14 protein-coding genes and 1 other RNA gene are annotated in these 20551 nt (G+C 20.9%); 8 read left to right on the forward strand and 7 right to left on the reverse strand.

Translation table 11 applies throughout. The features are described from left to right. Positions 1-238 precede the first annotated feature (238 nt). Positions 239-922 (forward strand): uracil-DNA glycosylase, encoded by a 684-nt coding sequence (gene ung, locus BUCICURT3053_RS00620; RefSeq protein WP_154061098.1) that lies wholly within the window; start codon positions 239-241, stop codon positions 920-922. A 47-nt stretch (positions 923-969) separates the two neighbouring features. On the opposite strand, the gene grpE is transcribed toward ung, so the two are convergent. Both grpE and ssrA read right to left on the reverse strand, forming a co-directional pair. Then, complete coding sequence (grpE, locus tag BUCICURT3053_RS00625) at positions 970-1509, reverse strand: nucleotide exchange factor GrpE (protein ID WP_154061099.1); 540 nt, start codon at positions 1507-1509, stop codon at positions 970-972. A gap of 186 nt (positions 1510-1695) precedes the next feature. Beyond that, positions 1696-2073: a transfer-messenger RNA gene (ssrA, locus tag BUCICURT3053_RS00630) on the reverse strand. 175 nt (positions 2074-2248) lie between these two features. Between ssrA and grxD the strand changes: the two genes are divergently transcribed. Further along, positions 2249-2584, forward strand: coding sequence for a Grx4 family monothiol glutaredoxin (grxD, locus tag BUCICURT3053_RS00635; protein WP_154061100.1), 336 nt, complete (start codon positions 2249-2251; stop codon positions 2582-2584). A 30-nt stretch (positions 2585-2614) separates the two neighbouring features. On the opposite strand, the gene rnt is transcribed toward grxD, so the two are convergent. Next, positions 2615-3280: a ribonuclease T gene (gene rnt, locus BUCICURT3053_RS00640; RefSeq protein WP_154061101.1), complete on the reverse strand. Its 666-nt coding sequence runs from the start codon at positions 3278-3280 to the stop codon at positions 2615-2617. 527 nt (positions 3281-3807) lie between these two features. Here rnt and pth point away from each other — a divergent pair. After that, positions 3808-4389: an aminoacyl-tRNA hydrolase gene (gene pth, locus BUCICURT3053_RS00645; protein WP_154061102.1), complete on the forward strand. Its 582-nt coding sequence runs from the start codon at positions 3808-3810 to the stop codon at positions 4387-4389. Positions 4390-4437: 48 nt separating this feature from the next. Next, positions 4438-5526 (forward strand): redox-regulated ATPase YchF, encoded by a 1089-nt coding sequence (gene ychF, locus BUCICURT3053_RS00650; RefSeq protein WP_154061103.1) that lies wholly within the window; start codon positions 4438-4440, stop codon positions 5524-5526. Positions 5527-5595: 69 nt separating this feature from the next. Here the strand turns inward: ychF and thrC are convergent, their stop codons facing one another. The 4 genes from thrC to pcnB all read right to left on the reverse strand — a co-directional run bounded on the left by thrC (position 5596) and on the right by pcnB (position 12031). Then, on the reverse strand, positions 5596-6888 hold the full coding sequence (gene thrC / locus BUCICURT3053_RS00655; protein WP_154061104.1) for a threonine synthase: 1293 nt from the start codon (positions 6886-6888) through the stop codon (positions 5596-5598). A gap of 2 nt (positions 6889-6890) precedes the next feature. Further along, on the reverse strand, positions 6891-7823 hold the full coding sequence (thrB, locus tag BUCICURT3053_RS00660; protein WP_154061105.1) for a homoserine kinase: 933 nt from the start codon (positions 7821-7823) through the stop codon (positions 6891-6893). 18 nt (positions 7824-7841) lie between these two features. Continuing rightward, entirely contained in the window at positions 7842-10295 is a 2454-nt protein-coding gene (thrA, locus tag BUCICURT3053_RS00665) for a bifunctional aspartate kinase/homoserine dehydrogenase I (protein WP_154061106.1), read from the reverse strand. Positions 10296-10816: 521 nt separating this feature from the next. Then, positions 10817-12031 (reverse strand): polynucleotide adenylyltransferase PcnB, encoded by a 1215-nt coding sequence (gene pcnB / locus BUCICURT3053_RS00670; protein WP_154061107.1) that lies wholly within the window; start codon positions 12029-12031, stop codon positions 10817-10819. A gap of 485 nt (positions 12032-12516) precedes the next feature. Between pcnB and truA the strand changes: the two genes are divergently transcribed. The 4 genes from truA to BUCICURT3053_RS00690 all read left to right on the forward strand — a co-directional run bounded on the left by truA (position 12517) and on the right by BUCICURT3053_RS00690 (position 20500). Then, positions 12517-13269, forward strand: coding sequence for a tRNA pseudouridine(38-40) synthase TruA (truA, locus tag BUCICURT3053_RS00675; RefSeq protein WP_154061108.1), 753 nt, complete (start codon positions 12517-12519; stop codon positions 13267-13269). A 438-nt stretch (positions 13270-13707) separates the two neighbouring features. Beyond that, positions 13708-16302: a preprotein translocase subunit SecA gene (gene secA, locus BUCICURT3053_RS00680; protein WP_154061109.1), complete on the forward strand. Its 2595-nt coding sequence runs from the start codon at positions 13708-13710 to the stop codon at positions 16300-16302. 280 nt (positions 16303-16582) lie between these two features. Then, positions 16583-19243 (forward strand): pyruvate dehydrogenase (acetyl-transferring), homodimeric type, encoded by a 2661-nt coding sequence (gene aceE / locus BUCICURT3053_RS00685; RefSeq protein ID WP_154061110.1) that lies wholly within the window; start codon positions 16583-16585, stop codon positions 19241-19243. Positions 19244-19255: 12 nt separating this feature from the next. Continuing rightward, positions 19256-20500 carry a 2-oxo acid dehydrogenase subunit E2 gene (locus tag BUCICURT3053_RS00690; RefSeq protein ID WP_154061111.1) on the forward strand — a complete coding sequence of 415 codons (1245 nt, stop codon included), beginning with the start codon at positions 19256-19258 and terminating at the stop codon, positions 20498-20500. The last annotated feature ends 51 nt before the right edge of the window (positions 20501-20551 follow it).

A 20551-nucleotide genomic window follows, 5' to 3' on the forward strand; every position in this document is an offset into this window, starting at 1 on the left:
TTAAATGGAATAAAATTATATTTATAATTAAGTATTCATAATTTATTTATGATATATTATATTATATCATATTTTTTATTATTATATTTTTATTTAAAAAAATGTTTTTTTTGATTTAAATTTTTATTTAATAATTAAATAAAATTATTTTTTATATGACAATATATTTAAATTAATTTTATTTTTAATTATGAAAATAGTAATTTTTGTTTTTTAATATTAATGAAGGTATAATATAATGGAAATTAATAAGAATATTTCATGGTCTAATTTATTTTCTATAGAAAAAAAAAAAAAATATTTTATTAATTTATTTAATGAAATTGAAAATATACAAAAATATACTGCAGTTTATCCTCCCAAGAAAATGATTTTTAATGCCTTTTTACTTACACCCTTATCAAATGTTAAAGTTGTAATTTTAGGTCAAGATCCTTATTGTCATGCAGGTCAAGCTCATGGATTATCATTTTCTGTTCCTAATAAAATTTTAACTCCACCTTCTTTAAAAAATATTTTTAAAGAATTACAAAATGATTTTTTATTTTATAAAAATAAAATGTTTAATTGTTTGGAACCTTGGGCAAAACAAGGAGTTTTATTATTAAACTCAATATTAACTGTTTCAGATAGTGCTCCTGGTTCTCACAGGAGAATAGGATGGGAAATTTTTACTAATCAAGTAATTAAATTCATTAATCACTTTTGTACAGGGGTAGTATTTTTGCTGTGGGGGTCTTTTTCTTTTTCTAAATATAATCTTATTAATCAAAAAAAACATTTTATATTAAAAGCCCCGCATCCATCTCCATTATCATGTTTTCGAGGTTTTTTTGGATGCAGACATTTTTCAAAAACAAATAAATTATTAAAATATAAAAAAAAACAACCAATTAATTGGTTTAAAAATATGATATATTAAATTATCTATTTTTTATATATAGATTTTTAATTTTGTATATATATATTTTATATTTTAACGGTTGCTTTATTAATAATTTGATCTTTAAAAATATATCCATTTTTTTTAATATTTTTAATAGTTGCATTATTTAATAGATTATTATCTATATTTTTTTCTTTTAACTTATGTATTTTAGGATTAAATATCACATTTACTTGATCTATCTTTTTTATACGCCATATTTTTAAATTCTTTTCAAATATATTTTTTGTTAATTGTATACCTTCTATTATTGTATTTTGTGTTAAATTTGAATTTTTAGATATTTTTATTAATTTATCAATTTTATTGATAATAGGAACAATAGATTTTAAAAATTTTTTAATTTGATTATTTTTAATTAAAGTAATTTCTTGTTTATTGTTTTTTTTTATATTATCTATATCAGCATAATATCTTAATTCTATATCTTTTTTTTTTTTTATTAAAGAAGAAATTTTTTCTTCTATTTTTTTAAATTTTTTTGTTTTTTTTTCTTGTTTTTTATCTTTAATATTGCTTTCTATTTCTTTATTTTTATAATCTTGAATTTTTTTTTTTTGCATTTTTTTCTCCAATAAATTGTTTTAATTAAAAAAATAATTAAATTTAATTATTTTCTTTAAATGAAATAATAAAAAAATTTAAATTATCAAAATAATTTTTTATTGAAAAAATATATAAATAATTATATTTTATTTATATTTTTTTTCATGTGATATATATTTAATTGAATTTTTTGTTAGATATTTTTGGAGCTGGCGGGATTCGAACCCGCGTCCAAAATAACTGAGATTATTGCTCTACATGTTTAGTTTATTTTTATTTGTTAAATAATACTCAATAAACAAAGTATTATTTTTTATCTTGGCTTTAAATATCACTATATTCTTTCAAGATTAATTGCATATAGCTATCTCTTTTTATATAACCTTTCAAAATATATCTATTCTTTTTAAAAGAGAAGAAAAAAAAGATTAGAAAGAAAGGGCTTTATCTAGTTTTTTAAGCTGCTAAAGCGTAAGTTTTATTTTTTGCTTTTATTTTAAATTGGTTTTTTATCGAGGCAAACCAACCCTCGACATGCAACAAAAATTTTTGTATATTTTGTCAAATCCATAATCAGCCCCATATATAAATTATATTATAATAGATTTATTTGATTTAAACAATATTATATATATATTTTTTTTTATTAATTTAAATTTTTGTTTTTGTTAACTTTTTTATTTTTATAAAATAAAAATATATTTTTTTTATTTTATTTTTTTTTATATATTATAACTTTAAAGAGTGATTTTAAAAATGAAAGACATTTTTAATAAAATAGAAAAACAGTTACAGAAAAATAGTATTATTATATATATGAAAGGGTCACCAGAGCATCCAAGTTGCGGTTTTTCAGCTCGAGCAGTACGAGCATTATCATATTGTACTTCTAATTTTTTTTACGTTGATGTTTTACAAAATAATGATATTCGTATAGCTCTACCCAAATATTCAAAATGGCCTACTTTTCCTCAGTTATGGATTAATAAACGTTTGATTGGAGGGTGTGATATTATTTTAGAAATGTTTCGTAGTGGAGAATTATTAAAATTAGTTCAAAACTGTCATGATAATATAAAACCTAGTATATAGATTTTCGATAATATTAAATATATTATATATTTATATCTCATCATTTTTTTTTCGATGAGATATATTTGGCGGCCAACCTCCAATTCTTTTCCATTTATTCACTATTTCACAAAAAAGACATGCTGTTTTCATAGTATCATATAAGGCGGAATGTGCTTGCATAGTATCAAATGAAATTCCTGCAATTTTACATGCTTTTGCTAAAACAGTTTGTCCAAAAATTAAACCACTAAGTGTAGCAGTATCAAATATAGTAAATGGATGAAAAGGATTTTTTTTTGTTTTTATTCTTTTAGCAGCAGCCATTAAAAAATTATGATCGAAATTTGCATTATGCGCTACTAATATTCCTTTTTTACATTTATTAATACTAATTTTTTTTTTTACTGATTTAAAGATATATTCTAATGCGTTTTTTTCACTAATCGCTCCTCTAAGAGGGTTAAATGGATCAATTTTATTAAATGCTACAGATTTTGCTTTTATAATAGAACCTTGAAAAGGTGTAATGTGAAAATGCAAGGTATCGTCTATTTGTAACCAACCAAATTCATTCATTTTTAATGTTACAACAGCAATTTCTAATAAAGCATCTGTTTTTGCATGAAATCCTGCACTTTCTATATCTAGAACAACAGGATAAAATCCTCTAAATCGATTATTTAGAGTAACTCGTAAATTTTGCTTTATAGACATATAAATCTCAATTTTAGTATTTAGTATGATAAATTATTTTTTTAATATAAGATAATAATTATTTCTTTAAAATAAATTAATATGTTTAAATAAAATAATTTTTTATATATATGTTATTATAATTTTATTTTTAATTTAATATTTATAATGTATATTAATATTATTATTGAGTATTAAATTTTTTTGAAAATAGTAATATATATAGTTTATAATTTTATTTTTATGTTTGAAAATTAAAATTTTATATAAAAGAATAAATTTTATTTCTTTTAATTGAAATTTATTTAATAAAAATATTAATTGTTATTTTTAATAAATAAAAGTTTATTTTTAATAAAAAATAAAAAGTGATTTTAAAATATTTTTTATTGCATATGTAATTTATATTATCATAATATAAAAATTAATTATTTTTTATTTTATATAATTTGATAATTATATTATATATATAATATAATTTTTTTTGTTAATAAATTATATAAATATTTTTTTTATTAATTAAAAACACATTTTAAAGTAGGTTTTTTTTGAAAAAAATAAAAATGATTGTAGGTTTAGGAAATTCTTTTCATAAATATTATGAAACAAGACATAATGTTGGTTTTTGGTTTGTTAATATGTTATCTGATTTTTATAAAAGTTCATTGAAATTAAAAAAAAGATTTTTAGGATTTATATCTTCTATTAAATTAAATAACAATAAGATTTATTTATTACGACCAAATCTTTTTATGAATTTAAATGGTAATTCAGTATATGCTTTATCATCTTTTTATAAAATTAAGTTATCTGAAATTTTAATAGTACGAGATGAATTAGATTTACTCCCCGGGGTATTGAAAATAAAGATAGGTAAATCTTATAATGGTCATAATGGAGTTAAAAGTATTATTAATACTTTTAAAAATAAAAGTACTTTTATGCAATTAAATATTGGTATTGGTCGACCAGAATTAAAAAAAAATATATCAAATTTTGTTTTAAGTAATCCCGGTATTATAGAAAAAAAAATGATTATAAAAGCAATTTTGGAATTTATTTTTTTGACTAAAGATAATATATATAAAAAAGATTTTTTAAAAAATAAAAAAATTGTTTTAAATAAATAAAGTTATTTTTGATTAATAAAATTTTTTATTTCACAGGTGTAAATTATTGTGGTATATAAATTTGGTATTATAGGTTTACCTAATGTAGGAAAATCAGCATTATTTAATAAAATAACGAAATTAAATATTCCATCAAAAAATTTTCCTTTTTGTACTATTAATCCTAATATAGGTATTGTTTCAGTGTTTGATGCTAGATTAGAAAAAATTGCTAATTGTGTATTATCAAAAAAAATTATTCCTAGTACTGTTACTTTAATTGATATTGCTGGTTTAGTAAAAGGCGCCTCTAAAGGGGAAGGTTTAGGAAATAAATTTTTGGATAAAATTAGAGAATGTAATGCTCTTATACATGTTATACGTTATTTCAAAGATACTAGTATTATTCATATATATAATGAAATTGATCCAGTTCGAGATATTGATATTATTAATACAGAATTAATGTTATCTGATTTAGATTTATGTGAAAAGATTATTAAAAGAAATTCGTTAGCTAAATTTACAAAAGATATTAATAAAAAAGTAATATTAAATTTAGTGAATCGCTGTATTTGTCAACTACAATCTGGTTTAGCCTTAAGAGATATTACATTTACTAAAGATGAATTTAAAAAACTAAAACAATATCAGTTTTTAACTTTAAAACCTATTATTTATATTATAAATACAGAATATAACATAGATATGAATTTTTTTTTAGATAAATTTTTTAAAAATAAAAATATTAATAAATCAATCATTTTTTCTATAATATTAAATGAAAATAATAATTTTAAGTTAAATTATGTTAATAATGAATTATCTAAAAAAAATATATTTTATATTGATTTTATTGATTGTAAAAAAATTATTAAAAAATTATGTGATATCTTACAACTAGAAACATTTTTTACAGCAGGTTCTAAAGAAGTTAGATCTTGGATTTTTAAGAAAGGAAAAACAGCGTTACAAACAGCTAAATTAATTCATACTGATTTTTCTAAAGGATTTATTAGAGCTCAAATAATTTCATATAATGATTTAATAAGATATTGTAGTATAAATAAAATTAGAAAATTAGGAAAAATACGTAGTGAAGGAAAAAAATATATTGTGCAAGATGGTGATATTATAAATTTTTTGTTTAATGTATAAATTATAGTAATATTTACTCTGTGGTTATTTAGAGAGGTGTATATTTTCCTCTCTAAATTTTAAGATTTATTAAATATTTTTTAATAAAAATTTTTTTAATTTTAAAAAATCTGGTTTCATGTTATGTGAAAAATTTTTTAAGTCTACTCTAGACTGTAAAGAATTTGGTAATTTTAATTTTATGCTTAATATTTTTTCTACAGTATTTTGAAATTTAGATGGATGAGCAGTTCCTAAAAATAAACCAAAATCTGTTTTTTGAATATGCTTTTTTAATACTTTATATGCTATAGCTGCATGTGGTTCTGATGTATATCCAATTTTATATAATTCTCGTATTGTTTGTATAGTTTCTGTATCAGATACACTTTCAGATTTTAAATCATTTAAATCCCATTTTTTTCTTTTGAATAACTCTTCTACTCTAGGCCAATTATTTGGTTGACTAATATCCATAGCGTTCGAAATAGTTGATATTGTACTCTTTGGTTTCCATTTTCCGTTTTTTAGAAACCTAGGTACGGTGTCATTTGAGTTAGTTGCAGCAATAAAAGATTTAATTGGCAATCCTAATGATTTTGCAATTAACCCGGCAGTTAAATTACCAAAGTTTCCACAAGGAATAGATATAACTATATCATTATGATATTTAGATGGAATTAATGAAAATGCTTCAAAATAATAACATATTTGAGCTAACAATCTACTAATATTAATTGAATTAGCTGAATTTAAACCAATCTTTTTTTTTAACTTTTTATCGTTAAAAGATTGTTTTACTAAATATTGACAATCATCAAAACTTCCATCAATAGCAATTGTATGTATGTTTTTTCCTAACGTGCAGAATAATATTTCTTGTAATTTACTAACTCTGCCTTTAGGATATAAAATAACAACCCGAATATTATTCATACGATAAAATGCATGAGCAACTGCAGCGCCAGTATCCCCTGAGGTAGCAGTTAATATTGTCATAATAGAATTTTTATTTTTCCAATATGAAAGCATTTGAGCCATAAATCTAGCTCCAAAATCTTTAAATGCTAATGTTGGTCCGTGAAATAATTCTAAACATGAAATATTTTTAGTAACAGGTACAATAATTGGTTTAGTAAATGAAAAAGCTATTTTAATTTGTTTTTTTAAATCTTTTAATGATATTTCATCTGAAATAAAATGTGATAATATATGTGTACTACGATCGATAAAATTCATTTTTATTAAATTTTCTAATGCTTTAGTATTAAATTTTGGTAAATATTTTGGAAAAAATAATCCTTGTTTTTTTCCTAACCCGTATTTAATAGCACTTAAGAAATTTACTTCTTCATTATTATCTTTTAAATTATATAATTTCATTTTCAAATCCTTATTTTTCTAGCTCCTAACTGATCAATTTTACAGATATAAACAAATCCTTTTTTATTTTTAATATAATTTTTTTCTAACCATTTTTTTACTTTACTTGCAATAGAAAAGTTTAGACATATTGAAAACAAAGTAGGCCCAGAACCTGAAATATTACATGTTGAAGCACCTAACTTAGTTACTGCATTTTTTATTTTTAAAAAATTTGGTATTAATGGAATTCGATAAGGCTCTGCAATAGTATCTATCATTACTCGAATTGCTAATTCTGATTTTTTAGTATATAAAGCATGTATAAAGGTAGATAAATTTCGACTATTTTTTATGCACTTTTCTTTATCATATGTTAATGGTAAAATATTTCGTGCTGTAGAAGTAGATAATGTAATACCAGGCCATGCAATTACCCAAAGCCAATCTTCAAATATAGGAAGTTTTTGTGTAATATGATATATATCATCCGTAATTAGTTGTAAACCACCTAAATAACATGGTGCAACATTATCATAATGTACACTTCCTGATATATTTCCTTCTAATTTTCCCATAATATCTACTAATTCTTTTTTTTTAAGATTAGTTTTATAGAATTGATTTAAAGCAAGTACACTAGCTACTATAGATGAAGCGCTAGATCCTAAACCAGAACCAATTGGCATATTTTTTTCGAGTGTAATAGATATTTGTATTTTTTTTTTTATTTTTTCATTAAACCAGTTCCATGCTTGCCATATAATATTTTTTTTTATATCTTTTGGTAATTGAGTAGAAAAATTTCCATGACAGTTGAATTGAAAAGCATCTGATGTTTGTATTGATATACAGTCACCTAGTAACGTGCCATCTATTGGCATAATAGCTGCTCCTAAAATATCAAAACCAACACCAACATTTCCAATAGAAGCGGGAGCATAAATTTTTATCATTATTTTAAACTCTTAAGATTATAATGCAATACGCAATAAATCAGAAAAAATACCCGATGCAGTTACACTATTTCCAGCCCCGTAACCACGTATTATTAAAGGAATTGGTTGATAATATTTTGTATAAAAAACAAATATATTTTCTCCATTTTTAATATAATATAATGGATTTTTATTATTTACAGATTTTATTTTTACGCTACATTTTCCATTGTTTTTTATCGTTCCAATAAATCTTAATACTTTTTTTTCTTTTTTAGCTTTTTTTGTTTTTTTAATAAATAAATTATCTATTTTTTTTAATTTAGATAAAAAAACTTTTTTATTATCTATTTTTTTAAAACAATCAGGTAAAATTTCTTCTATTTTAACATCAGAAAGCTCTAAAGAATATCCAAATTCTCTTGCTAGAATTAATAATTTTCTAGCTATATCAATTCCTGACAGATCATCTTTTGGATTTGGTTCTGTAAATCCTAATTCTTTAGCATTTTTTGTAGCTTCTGATAATGTTTTATTATCATCTAGCTCTCCAAATATGTATGACATTGAACCAGAAAGAATTCCTTGAAATTTAATTAAACGGTCACCTGAATCTATTAAATTTTTTAAATTCTGAATAATTGGTAAACCTGCTCCAACATGTGTTTCATAAAAAAATTTTTTATTATATTTATTAGATGTATTTCTTATTTTTATATATTCAGATAATTTTGATGAATTAGATTTTTTATTAGCTGTAATAATATGAAATCCAGATTTCATAATTAAATTATATTGATTAGCAATACTTTGGCTTGATGTACAATCAATTAAAATAGGAATTAAATAACCATTTTTTTTTGCTAAATTTAAAATATTTTTTAAATAAAAAATTTTGGTAGATTTTTTAAATTTATTAATCCATTTATTTGGTTTAATGTTTTTTTTGTTTACGATATATTTTTTAGAGTTTGCAATAAGATTAATATTTATTTGAATAAGTTTTTTTTTTAATATTTTACGCTGATTAAAAATTATTTTTAGTAGTTCTAATCCAACTCCCCCAATACCAATTAAGAAAATATTTATTGGTATTATTTTATTGATAATTAAATTATGAATTTTTTTTATTATTTTAATAATATTTTTATCTTTTAACACTATTGACAGTGATATATTTGATATATTATGTGATATAAATAATATTTTATTATTAAAACTATCTACAATTGAACAAATATTTTTTAAAATTACAGTGTTATGTTTTGTAATATTACTACTAATTATAGAAATAATACTTAGTTTTTTTAATAAAATAATTGGTTTTAATATTTTTTTTTGTATTTCTATACTAAAAATTTTTTCTAATTCATTTTTAATATTAATTGAGTGATTTTTTTGAAAATAAAAATTAATTCTGTTGTCTGATATAGATTGATTATATAAATATGTAATAATATTATTAGAAGATAAATATTTTGATAGTTTATATGAGATTTTTTCTATATTATAATTTTTTGATATAAATATATTTACTAAAATGATTTTATTTAAATATGTAATTCCTTTAATTTTTTTATCATTTTTTTTATTTTGATTACTAATTATAGTTCCCGAGTTTTGTATATTATTTGTATTTTTAATAATGCATGGTATATTATATTTTTTTAAAGGTTTTATAGAAGCAGGGTGAATTACTTTAGCTCCTAAATAAGCTAGTTCTAGTGTTTCTTGATATGTTATTTCTGATAATAAATGGGTATTTGATATTATATTAGGATCTCCTGTATATATTCCATTTACATCAGTCCAAATTTCACAGGTGTGAGAATTTGTACATATAGATAAAATTGTTGCAGAGTAATCAGACCCATTTCTTCCTAAAACAACAAGTTTTTTTAATTTATTTCCAGCTATAAACCCCGGCATAAGAATAATATTTATTTTTGAAAAATTTAATTTTTGAAAACGTTTTTTTGACTTATTTATATTTACTATAGCATTAAGATAATTACCAGTTGCTGCAATTAATTTAACTGGATTAATTACCATGATTTTGTTTTTTTTTATTTTTAATAATTCATTCATTAATTGGACAGAAATAATTTCTCCTATACTAATTATTTTGGCATATATATTATCTGGACATTTTGCTAATGATTGTATATTAGAAAATTTATTATACAATTTTTTATATTGTATAATTATTTTTTTTTGTGTTTTTTCTTTAGGATATTTATTTTCTAATAAATGTATATTTTTTATTAAATTAAAGAAAAAATTTTTAATAATATTTAGTTTTTTTATAGGAATAATATTTTTTTCTATACACTTTTTAATAGCATTTTCTAATTGATTAGTAATAGTAGCTGGAGCAGATAATACTACAGATATTTGATTATTTTTTATTTTATTAGTAATAATTGAGGATACTTGTATAAATTTTTCTGCATTTGCAAGTGATGTACCTCCAAATTTTAATGTTTTCATAAATGTAATCTCTTGTTAAAAAATTATTTAGATTTATTCTGTTGTTGATAGTATTAAATACTATATATAGAATATATTGATTAATAGTATATATTTATTAGAATATATATAAAATTTTGATTTTATTGTTATGAATGATATGAAAAATATTTAGAATATAAATATTTTTATTTGTAAATAATAATATTTATTATTATAAACATATTTATAGGTAAATTAATAAATTATATCATAATATTAATATTTTTTTTATTATTTTTTTTTATAAAATATTAAAAATTAAAGTTATATTTTTATTATAAAATTTATTTTTTCTAAAATAAAATATTTTATATATATAAAATATATTTTTTTTTGGTTTAATATATTTACAAAGATTTAATTTTGACTAATATTTATATTATTAATATATGTTTATCAATATATTTTTTTGAAAAATTTTAATATTATAATTATAATATAATTTTTATAGATTTTATTTATATATATATAAATATATATAATATATATTATTATTTTTTTTAAAAAAAAGTTTTTTTTTTATTCCAAAAAAATAAAATCTTTTTTAGTTCAATTTTATTTTCTATTTTTGATCTTAGTGTAGTTAATTCTAAAGCTTGAAAAAAATTATTATTTTGAATGATTTTTTTAATTTCGTATTTTTTTTTCATTTCTATATCTTTTTGCAAATTCCATATTTTTTTAATAATTAAAATAATATTTTTAGGAATACCAAGTAGAATTGAATATTTTTTTAAAATATAATTTACAGAAATAGAATATGCTTTAGAATATTTTAATTTTTTAGTATTTAATAGTATTTGTATTTTTTCTATTAGTGGATACCATAATAATGTAGCAAATAAAAAGGACGGATAACATATAAGTTTTCTATTAATAATAGAATCTATTTTTTTTAAACATTTTATAATAATATTTTTTAAAAATATTTTGTTTTTTTTACTAAGGGTATGAAATAAAAACGGTAGAAGAGGATATATTAAAGAATATTTTCTTAATCTTATATAAGTTAAATAACCATATCCAAAACAAAATAATTTTATAGATTCATTAAATAATCGCGCGGGTGGTATATTTTTTAGTAAATTTGAAAGTTTAATTATTGGTTCTGCAGTTTTTTTATCTATATGCATATGTAATCTTACTGAAAAACGAATTACTCGTAACATACGTACAGGATCTTCTCTATATCTTGTTTCAGCATCACCTATTAATCGTATTATTTTTAATTTTATATCTTTTATTCCTCCAACGTAATCTCTAATTCCAAAATCTTTTATACTATAATATAACGCATTGATTGTTAAATCTCTTCTATATACATCTTCTTCTATTTTTCCAAAAGTATTATCAAATAATAACATACCATTATTTATTTTTTTAGAATTAAAATATAATTTATTATTTTCTATATTATTATTTTTAGCTCTAAATGTTGATACTTCTATAATTTCGCTTTTAAATATTAAATGAGCAATAATAAATCGTCTTCCTATTAATCGACAATTTTTAAATAATTTTCTAATTTCATTTGGTTTAGCGTTAGTAGCAATATCAAAATCTTTAGGTTTTTTTCCTAATAATAAATCTCTAACTCCTCCTCCTACTAAATATGCTTCATAACCTGATTTATTTAATCTATATAATACTTTTATAGAATTTTTACTAATTTTTTTTTGAGATATATTATGATTTTTTTTTATAATATGATTCATATGTTAATATCTACTTTATTTTTATGTTTTTATATAGTTTTTTGAAATTAGTATAATTTTAATAAACGAAAAATAAATTTTATTTTCTATATCAGAAATAATATATATAATGTATATATATGAGATATATAATTTATTTTAATAATTTTTAATTTTTTAAATTATATACATAAATTAAATTTTTATAAAATATTTATTATTTAAAATTTTTTAATTAAATTTATTTAAATAAATATTAATATTCAAAAATATGTTATATTTTTATAAAAATAATATTTAGTAGATATTTTATACATAACATTTTTTTAATGCATATAAAATTTTTTTATGTATAGAAAATGCCATATTTTAGCATCTAATGTCAAGTAACATTGATATAACAAAAATTATTTATATAAATAAAAAGTGTATAAATAATATTTATATATAACCTTTTTATATTTTTATATCATTTTTATTAAATTATATATTTTAGGAAAAAGTAAATGAAGTTTGTTTTTGGTGTAGAATATGATGGAAGTATGTATTATGGTTGGCAAAAACAAAGATCAGTATTAACTTTACAAGAATGTGTAGAATCAGCTTTTTCAAAAATTGCTAATCATCAAGTAGATATAGTTTGTGCTGGGAGAACTGATCGCGGTGTACATGCTATTAAACAGATTGCTCATTTTAGTACTAATACTATACGTAGTAATACTGTTTGGTTAAAAGGTGTAAATTCTTTATTACCATATGATATAAAGATTTTATGGATAAAAGAAATTTCATCTAATTTTAATGCTAGATTTTCTGCTTTATCTCGTTCTTATAGATATATTATTTTAAATAAAAATAGACAATCTAGCTTTATGACAAAATATTATTTTTATGTAAAGGATATTTTAGATATACAAAAAATGCAATATAGTTCTAGTTTTTTACTTGGTCAACATGATTTTACTTCTTTTAAAAGTAGCGGTTGTCAATCTTTATCTTCTAATAGAAAAATAATTTCTTTGTTAGTATATAATATAAATGATTTTGTAATTATTGATATTACTGCTAATTCTTTTTTATATCATATGGTAAGAAATATAGTAGGTTGTTTAGTTTCTATAGGATTATCTAAACATAGTGCTGATTGGACTAAAATAGTTTTATATAATAAAGATATAAATAAAATTTATTCTACTGTCCCGCCTCATGGTCTATATTTTTTATCTGCTTCATATCCTAACTATTATTCTATATATTAGAAATATTTTTAATTAAAAATAAAAATTTTTTTATATTTTTATTAGTAAAATTATTTATTTTTTTTTATTAAATTTAATTAAATAAATATACTATATTTTTATTAAAAATTTATTTTTATTTTAAAATAAATATTTTTATATAAAAGTTTATTTTATTTATATAATAATAATATATTATATCATATCATGATATGATAGATAGTTTGATTAATTAAAATTTTTTTAAATAAATAAAATTTAAATATTTTTATAAATAAAAAAATTTTCTTTATATCATTTAATATAATTTTATTTCTATCATATTGTGAAAATTATATAATATAATTTTATTTTTTATTTTTATGAAAATTTTTAATAAATTAATGTTTTTATGAAAATATTTTTTTTAATTTTATATAAACTTTTTACATTTTGCATTAGTAAATATGAGATTTTAGTATGTTAAGTAAACTAATTAATAATTTTTTTCTTAGCCGAAATGAACGTGTTTTAAAAAAATTAAATGATCTTGTTATTAAAATAAATAGTTTAGAAAAAGATCTATTAAATTTATCAGATTATGAATTAAAAAAAAAAACACATGAATTTAAATTACGATTAAAAAATGGTGATACAATAGATTCATTGCTTCCCGAAGCTTTTTCTGTAATTCGTGAGTCTAGTAAAAGAATTTTTGGTATGCGACATTTTGATGTACAAATCTTAGGGGGAATTATTCTACATAAAAAGTGTATTGCCGAAATGCGTACAGGAGAAGGAAAAACACTGACTGCTACATTACCCGCTTATTTAAATGCACTTTTAGGTAAAGGGGTACATATAGTTACAATGAATGATTATCTTGCAAAAAGAGATGCAAATAAAAATCGTATTTTATTTGAGTTTTTAGGTTTAAGCGTTGGTATAAATATTTCAGGTATGTCACAAGAAGAGAAAAAAAAAGCATATTTAGCTGATATTACATATGGTACGAATCATGAATATGGTTTTGATTATTTACGTGATAATATGATTTTTTGTAATACAGAGAAAGTTCAAAGAAAATTATATTTTGCTTTGGTTGATGAAGTTGATTCTATTTTAATTGATGAAGCTCGCACACCATTAGTAATTTCAGGATCTATAGAAAATAGTAGTTCTTTATATAATCATATTAATTCTCTTGTTATATATTTAACACCAAAAAATAAAAAAAATTGTAATAAAATTTGTAAAACAGGTGATTTTTATATAGATTATAAACAACGTCAAGTTTATTTAACTGAAATAGGACTGGTCAAGGTAGAAAAATTATTAGTAAAACATAATTTTATATTAAAAAAAGAGTCATTATATTTATCTGAAAACATTTTTTTTATTCATCACGTGATTTTAGCATTAAAGGCACATTATCTTTTTTTAAAAGATATAGATTATATTATTCAAAATAAAAAAATAATTATTGTTGACGAACATACCGGAAGACTTATGTCAAGTAGACGCTGGTCTGATGGATTACATCAAGCAATAGAAGCAAAAGAAAATGTTTTTATACAAAATGATAATCAAACTTTAGCTACTATAACTTTACAAAATTATTTTCGTTTATATGTTAAATTATCAGGAATGACTGGTACAGCTGCAACAGAAGCTGTTGAATTTAATTCAATTTATAAATTAGATACTGTAGTTATTCCAACAAATAAACCAATGATTCGAAAAGATATGCCAGATTTAGTGTATCTTTCTAAACAAGATAAGATTAATGCAATTATTTCTGATATACGTAGTTGTGTTCGTCGAAAACAACCTGTATTAGTTGGAACAGTTTCTATTGAAAAATCTGAACAAATTTCTAAATTATTAAGTAAATTAAATATAAAACATAATGTTTTAAATGCTAAAATTCATTCTCAAGAAGCTCTTATTATATCTAAAGCAGGAGAACCTGGAGCAGTTACCATCGCGACTAATATGGCTGGAAGAGGAACAGATATTGTATTAGGAGGTATTTTAATAGATAATAGCAATGATAAAAGATATTTATTTAAAAAAAATAGTTTTATTTTAAAATTATGGAGAGATAAAAATAGATTAGTTGTTAAATCAGGAGGATTACATATTATTGGTACAGAAAGGCATGAATCTCGTAGGATTGATAATCAGTTAAGAGGGAGATCTGGAAGGCAAGGTGATCCAGGTTCATCAAGATTCTATTTATCACTAGATGATTCTTTAATGCGTCTTTTTGCTTCAAAAAGTGTTATTCATTTTATGAAAACAATTGGTATGAAAGAAGGCCAATCTATTGAGCATCCTTGGTTAAGTAAGTCTATTGAACAAGCACAAAAAAAAGTAGAAAATCAAAATTTTGATTCTAGAAAACAATTATTAGAATATGATGATATTATTAATGAACAACGTTCAGTCATATATAATGAAAGAAATAAATTAATTAACAAATCTAGTATTCATGATTATATTTTGTGTATTTTAAAAGATCGTATACATTATTGTATTAAACAATATATTTCAGGAAATACAATTAACCTTGATAGTTTTTTTTCTTTAGAACAAGAATTAAAAAATAATTTTTATTTTATTAAATCAATAAATAAGTTTTTAGAACATGATACTACTTTATATGAAAATGTTGATAAATTAATTGATTTAATTGTTACTACAATACAATTTAGTTATAATAATAATACATCTAGTGTTTTAAAAAAATACTCAAATATGATTGAAAAATCAGTAATGTTACAAATATTGGATATTTTTTGGACAGAACATTTAAATGCAGTAGATTCATTAAGACAAAGTGTTTATTTAAGAGGGTATGCTCAACAAGATCCACAACAAGAATATAAAAGAGAATCATTTTTTATGTTTCAATCAATGTTAGAATCAATAAAAAATAATGTAATTAAAACATTAATTAAAATTTTTTTTATAGACTTTGAAAAAGAGAAAAATATATATTTAAATTTTATTGATAATAAAGATTTTAATTCATTTCATTTATTAATTAGAAAATCTATTGAGATTATATAATTATAAAAAATATTTTTATTATTATCTAATATAATTAGATTACATTAATTATAATTTATAAATTTATTTTTTATTTAAAAAATATTAAATAAACTGAATTATATAATAAAAATATTAGAAGTAAATTTTTTAATAGATTTAATAATTATTTTTTTTATAAAATATATTTAATTATATATAATATATATTATATAAAATTTTTAAAATAAATAATTTGTATTTATAAAAAATTAAATTTTTTAAATGTCAAATATTTAATACTTTTAAAGGTTAGAAAAGTATGTCAAAAAATATTTTTAAAGATATTGATCCAACTGAAACTAAGGAATGGATAGATTCTATTAATGCAGTAATAAAAAGAGATGGTATTAACAGAGTTACTTTTTTAATAAATAAAATTTTAAAATTAAATATATTAAAAAATACTCATTTTTTAAAAAAAATGAATTTAGATTACATTAATACAATTCATGTAAATGATGAATATAAATATCCTGGCGATATTAAATTAGAAAAAAAAATTTGTTCAGTTATACGCTGGAATGCAATAATGATGGTTTTGCGTGCTTCTCGAAAAAATTTAGATTTAGGTGGACATATTTCTTCTTTTCAATCTTCTGCTATGATTTATGAAGTTTGTTTTAATCATTTTTTTCGTGCTCGTAATGATTATGATGGTGGTGATTTAGTTTATTTTCAAGGACATATATCTCCGGGTATTTATTCTAGAGCATTTGTAGAAGATCGCTTAACTGAAAAACAAATGGATAGTTTTAGACAAGAAACTGACGGGGGGGGATTGTCCTCCTATCCTCATCCTAAATTAATGCCAAATTTTTGGCAATTTCCAACTGTTTCTATGGGTTTAAGTGCTATATCAGCAATTTATCAAGCAAAATTTTTAAAATATTTAAATAATAGAAATTTAAAAAATACTTCAAAACAAACAGTTTATGTATTTTTAGGTGATGGAGAAATGGATGAGCCAGAATCCAAAGGAGCTATTACTATAGCAGCTCGAGAAAAATTAGATAATTTAATTTTTGTTATTAATTGTAATTTACAACGTTTAGACGGACCTGTAAATGGTAATGGAAAAATTATTAATGAATTAAGTGATATTTTTTTTGGAGCTGGGTGGTATGTTATTAAAGTAATTTGGGGTAGTAAATGGGATATCTTATTAGATAAAGATTATTCTGGTCATTTAAAAAAATTAATGAATGAAACTGTAGATGGAGATTATCAAACTTTTAAGTCAAAAAATGGTGCATATATTAGAAAACATTTTTTTGGTAAATACAAAGAAACAAAGAAATTAGTAGAGGATATGACGGATGATGATATTTGGAAGTTGAATAGAGGAGGACACGATTTTAAAAAAATATATTCTGCTTTTTGTTTAGCTAAATCTATAGTAGATAAACCAGTAGTTATTTTAGTGCATACAGTTAAAGGTTATGGTTTAGGTAATATTGCAGAAGGTAAAAATATTGCTCATCAAATAAAAAATTTAGATATTAAAGATATTTATCATTTAAAAAAACAATTAAATATTAAATTAGATTCAATTTCTATAGAAAAATTATCATATATAAAATTTGCTTCTAATTCCCCAGAATTTTTATATATACATAAACAAAGAAAAAAGTTAAAAGGTTATCTTCCTATACGTTTAAAAAATTCTTCTGAATTATTAAATATTCCAAAGTTAAATGATTTTAATTCTCTACTAGAAAAACAAACAAGACCCATTTCTACTACAATTACTTTTGTTCGAATTTTAAATATTCTTTTAAAAAATATTGATTTAAAGAATAGAATTGTACCTATTATAGCAGATGAGGCACGTACATTTGGTATGGAGGGTTTATTTCGTCAAGTTGGTATATATAATTATAAAGGACAAAAATATACACCAGCTGATAAAGATCAAATTTTTTATTATAGGGAAGATTCTAATGGTCAAATTTTGCAAGAAGGTATTAATGAATTAGGAGCTTGTGCCTCTTGGTTATCTGCTGCTACATCATATAGTACTAATAATTTTCCTATGATACCTTTTTATATTTATTATTCTATGTTTGGTTTTCAAAGAATAGGAGATTTTTTGTGGTCATGCGGTGATCAACAAGCTAGAGGTTTTTTAATTGGAGCAACTTCAGGTAGAAGCACATTAAATGGAGAAGGTTTACAACATGCTGATGGACATAGTCATGTTTTATCTTTAACTATACCTAATTGTATTTCTTATGATCCTACATATAGTTATGAATTAGCAATAATTATACAATCAGGTTTAAAGCGTATGTATGGAAAAAAACAAGAAAATATTTTTTATTATATTACTACAATGAATGAAAATTATAAAATGCCGAAAATACCTAAAAATGTAAAAAAAGGTATCTGTAAAGGAATTTATAAATTAGAAAGATATAAAGGTAAAAAAGGTCATGTTCAATTACTAGGATCTGGATCTATTTTGCGTTGTGTTAGAAAAGCTGCTAAAATATTACTATTAGAATATCAAATTGGTTCTGATGTATATAGTGTAACTTCATTTACTGAAATTGCAAGAAATGGTCAAGATTGTGTGCGTTGGAATATGTTAAATCCACTAAAGAAAAAGAAAAAAACGTATATTTCTTCAATTATGAATTTTTCTCCTGTTATTGCAGCTACTGATTATATGAAAATTTTTGCAGAACAAATTAGAGCATATATTCCTTCAAATATATTTCGGGTTTTAGGGTCAGATGGATATGGCAGATCAGATAGTCGTGAGAAATTACGTAATTTTTTTGAAATTAATGAATCTTTTATTGTTATTGCAGCATTAGATGCTTTGATTGAACAAGGAAATGTAGATTCAATGATACTTGATCAAGCTTTAAGTAAATTAAATATTGTTTCAAATAAACTTAATCCACGTTTAGCATAAAGAGGTGATATAGTGGACATAGAAGTTTGTGTTCCTGATATTGGGGTAGATTGTGTTGAAGTAGTTGAGATTTTTGTTAAAAAGGGAGAAGCGGTAGAAAAAGAAAGTAGTCTTATTTCTGTAGAGGGTCATAAATCTGTTTTAGAAATACCCTCTCCTTCTTCTGGAGTTATTAAGAAAATATTTGTTAAAGTAGGAGAGAAATTATTAATTAATCAATTAATTTTAGTTTTAGATAGTTTTAATCAAAGTAATATTTTAAAAGAAAATAATACAAGTAAATTTAAAAGAGATAGTTCAGATACTTTTGATTTATTAAAAAATAATGAATTATTAAATTTAAAAAATAATGATAATAAATCTATTAAATATACTTCTGCTTCTCCGAATATTCGTCGTTTTGCAAGAGAATTGAATATAAATTTATCACATATTAAAGGTAGTGGAAGAAAAGGTAGAATTATTTTGGAGGATCTACATAAATATAATTTATTAAAAAATAACAGCTTTCAAAATAAGAGTAATATTGAAAAAAATTTTGTAAATAATATAAATAATCAAAATAAACATGAAAATTTAACATCCATTCAAAGAATGTCTGGAAATAATTTATTAAATAACTGGAAAAATATTCCGCATGTTACTCAATTTGATGAAGCAGATATTACTGATCTGGAAAATTTTAGAAAATTATATAATTCTCATGTTTCTCAGAAAAGTATTTATAAAAAAATTTCACTTTTATCTTTTTTAGTTAAATCTGTTACATATGCTTTAATAAAATACCCGAGATTAAATAGTATTTTAGACGCTAGTAAAAAAAGTATTATTTTAAAAAAAGATATTAATATTGGTATAGCTGTAGATACAAAGGATGGTTTATTGGTTCCGGTTTTAAAAAATTTAAAATATAAAAGTATTAGTGAAATATCTATTGATATAAATAATATTGTAAAAAAAGCTAAAAATAATCAATTAAAAATTTCTGAAATGAGTGAGGGGAGTTTTACTATTTCAAGTTTAGGAGGAATTGGTGGTACTGGTTTTACTCCTATAATTAATGCTCCTGAGGTGGGAATACTTGGTATTTCTAAAGCTGTTTTAAAACCAATATGGAATAAAAAAAAATTTTATCCTCGTTTAATGCTTCCTTTTTCTTTATCGTATGATCATCGTGTAATTGATGGCGCAGAAGGTGTTTATTTTACAACTTTTTTAGGTTATATTTTATCTGATATTAGAAATTTATTAATTTAGTTTAGAAATTATATTAATTTTTGTTTTTTAATGTAAATTTTATTTATATTA

It is taken from the genome of Buchnera aphidicola (Cinara curtihirsuta) (assembly GCF_900698895.1).
Lineage (GTDB): Bacteria > Pseudomonadota > Gammaproteobacteria > Enterobacterales > Enterobacteriaceae > Buchnera_F > Buchnera_F aphidicola_AX.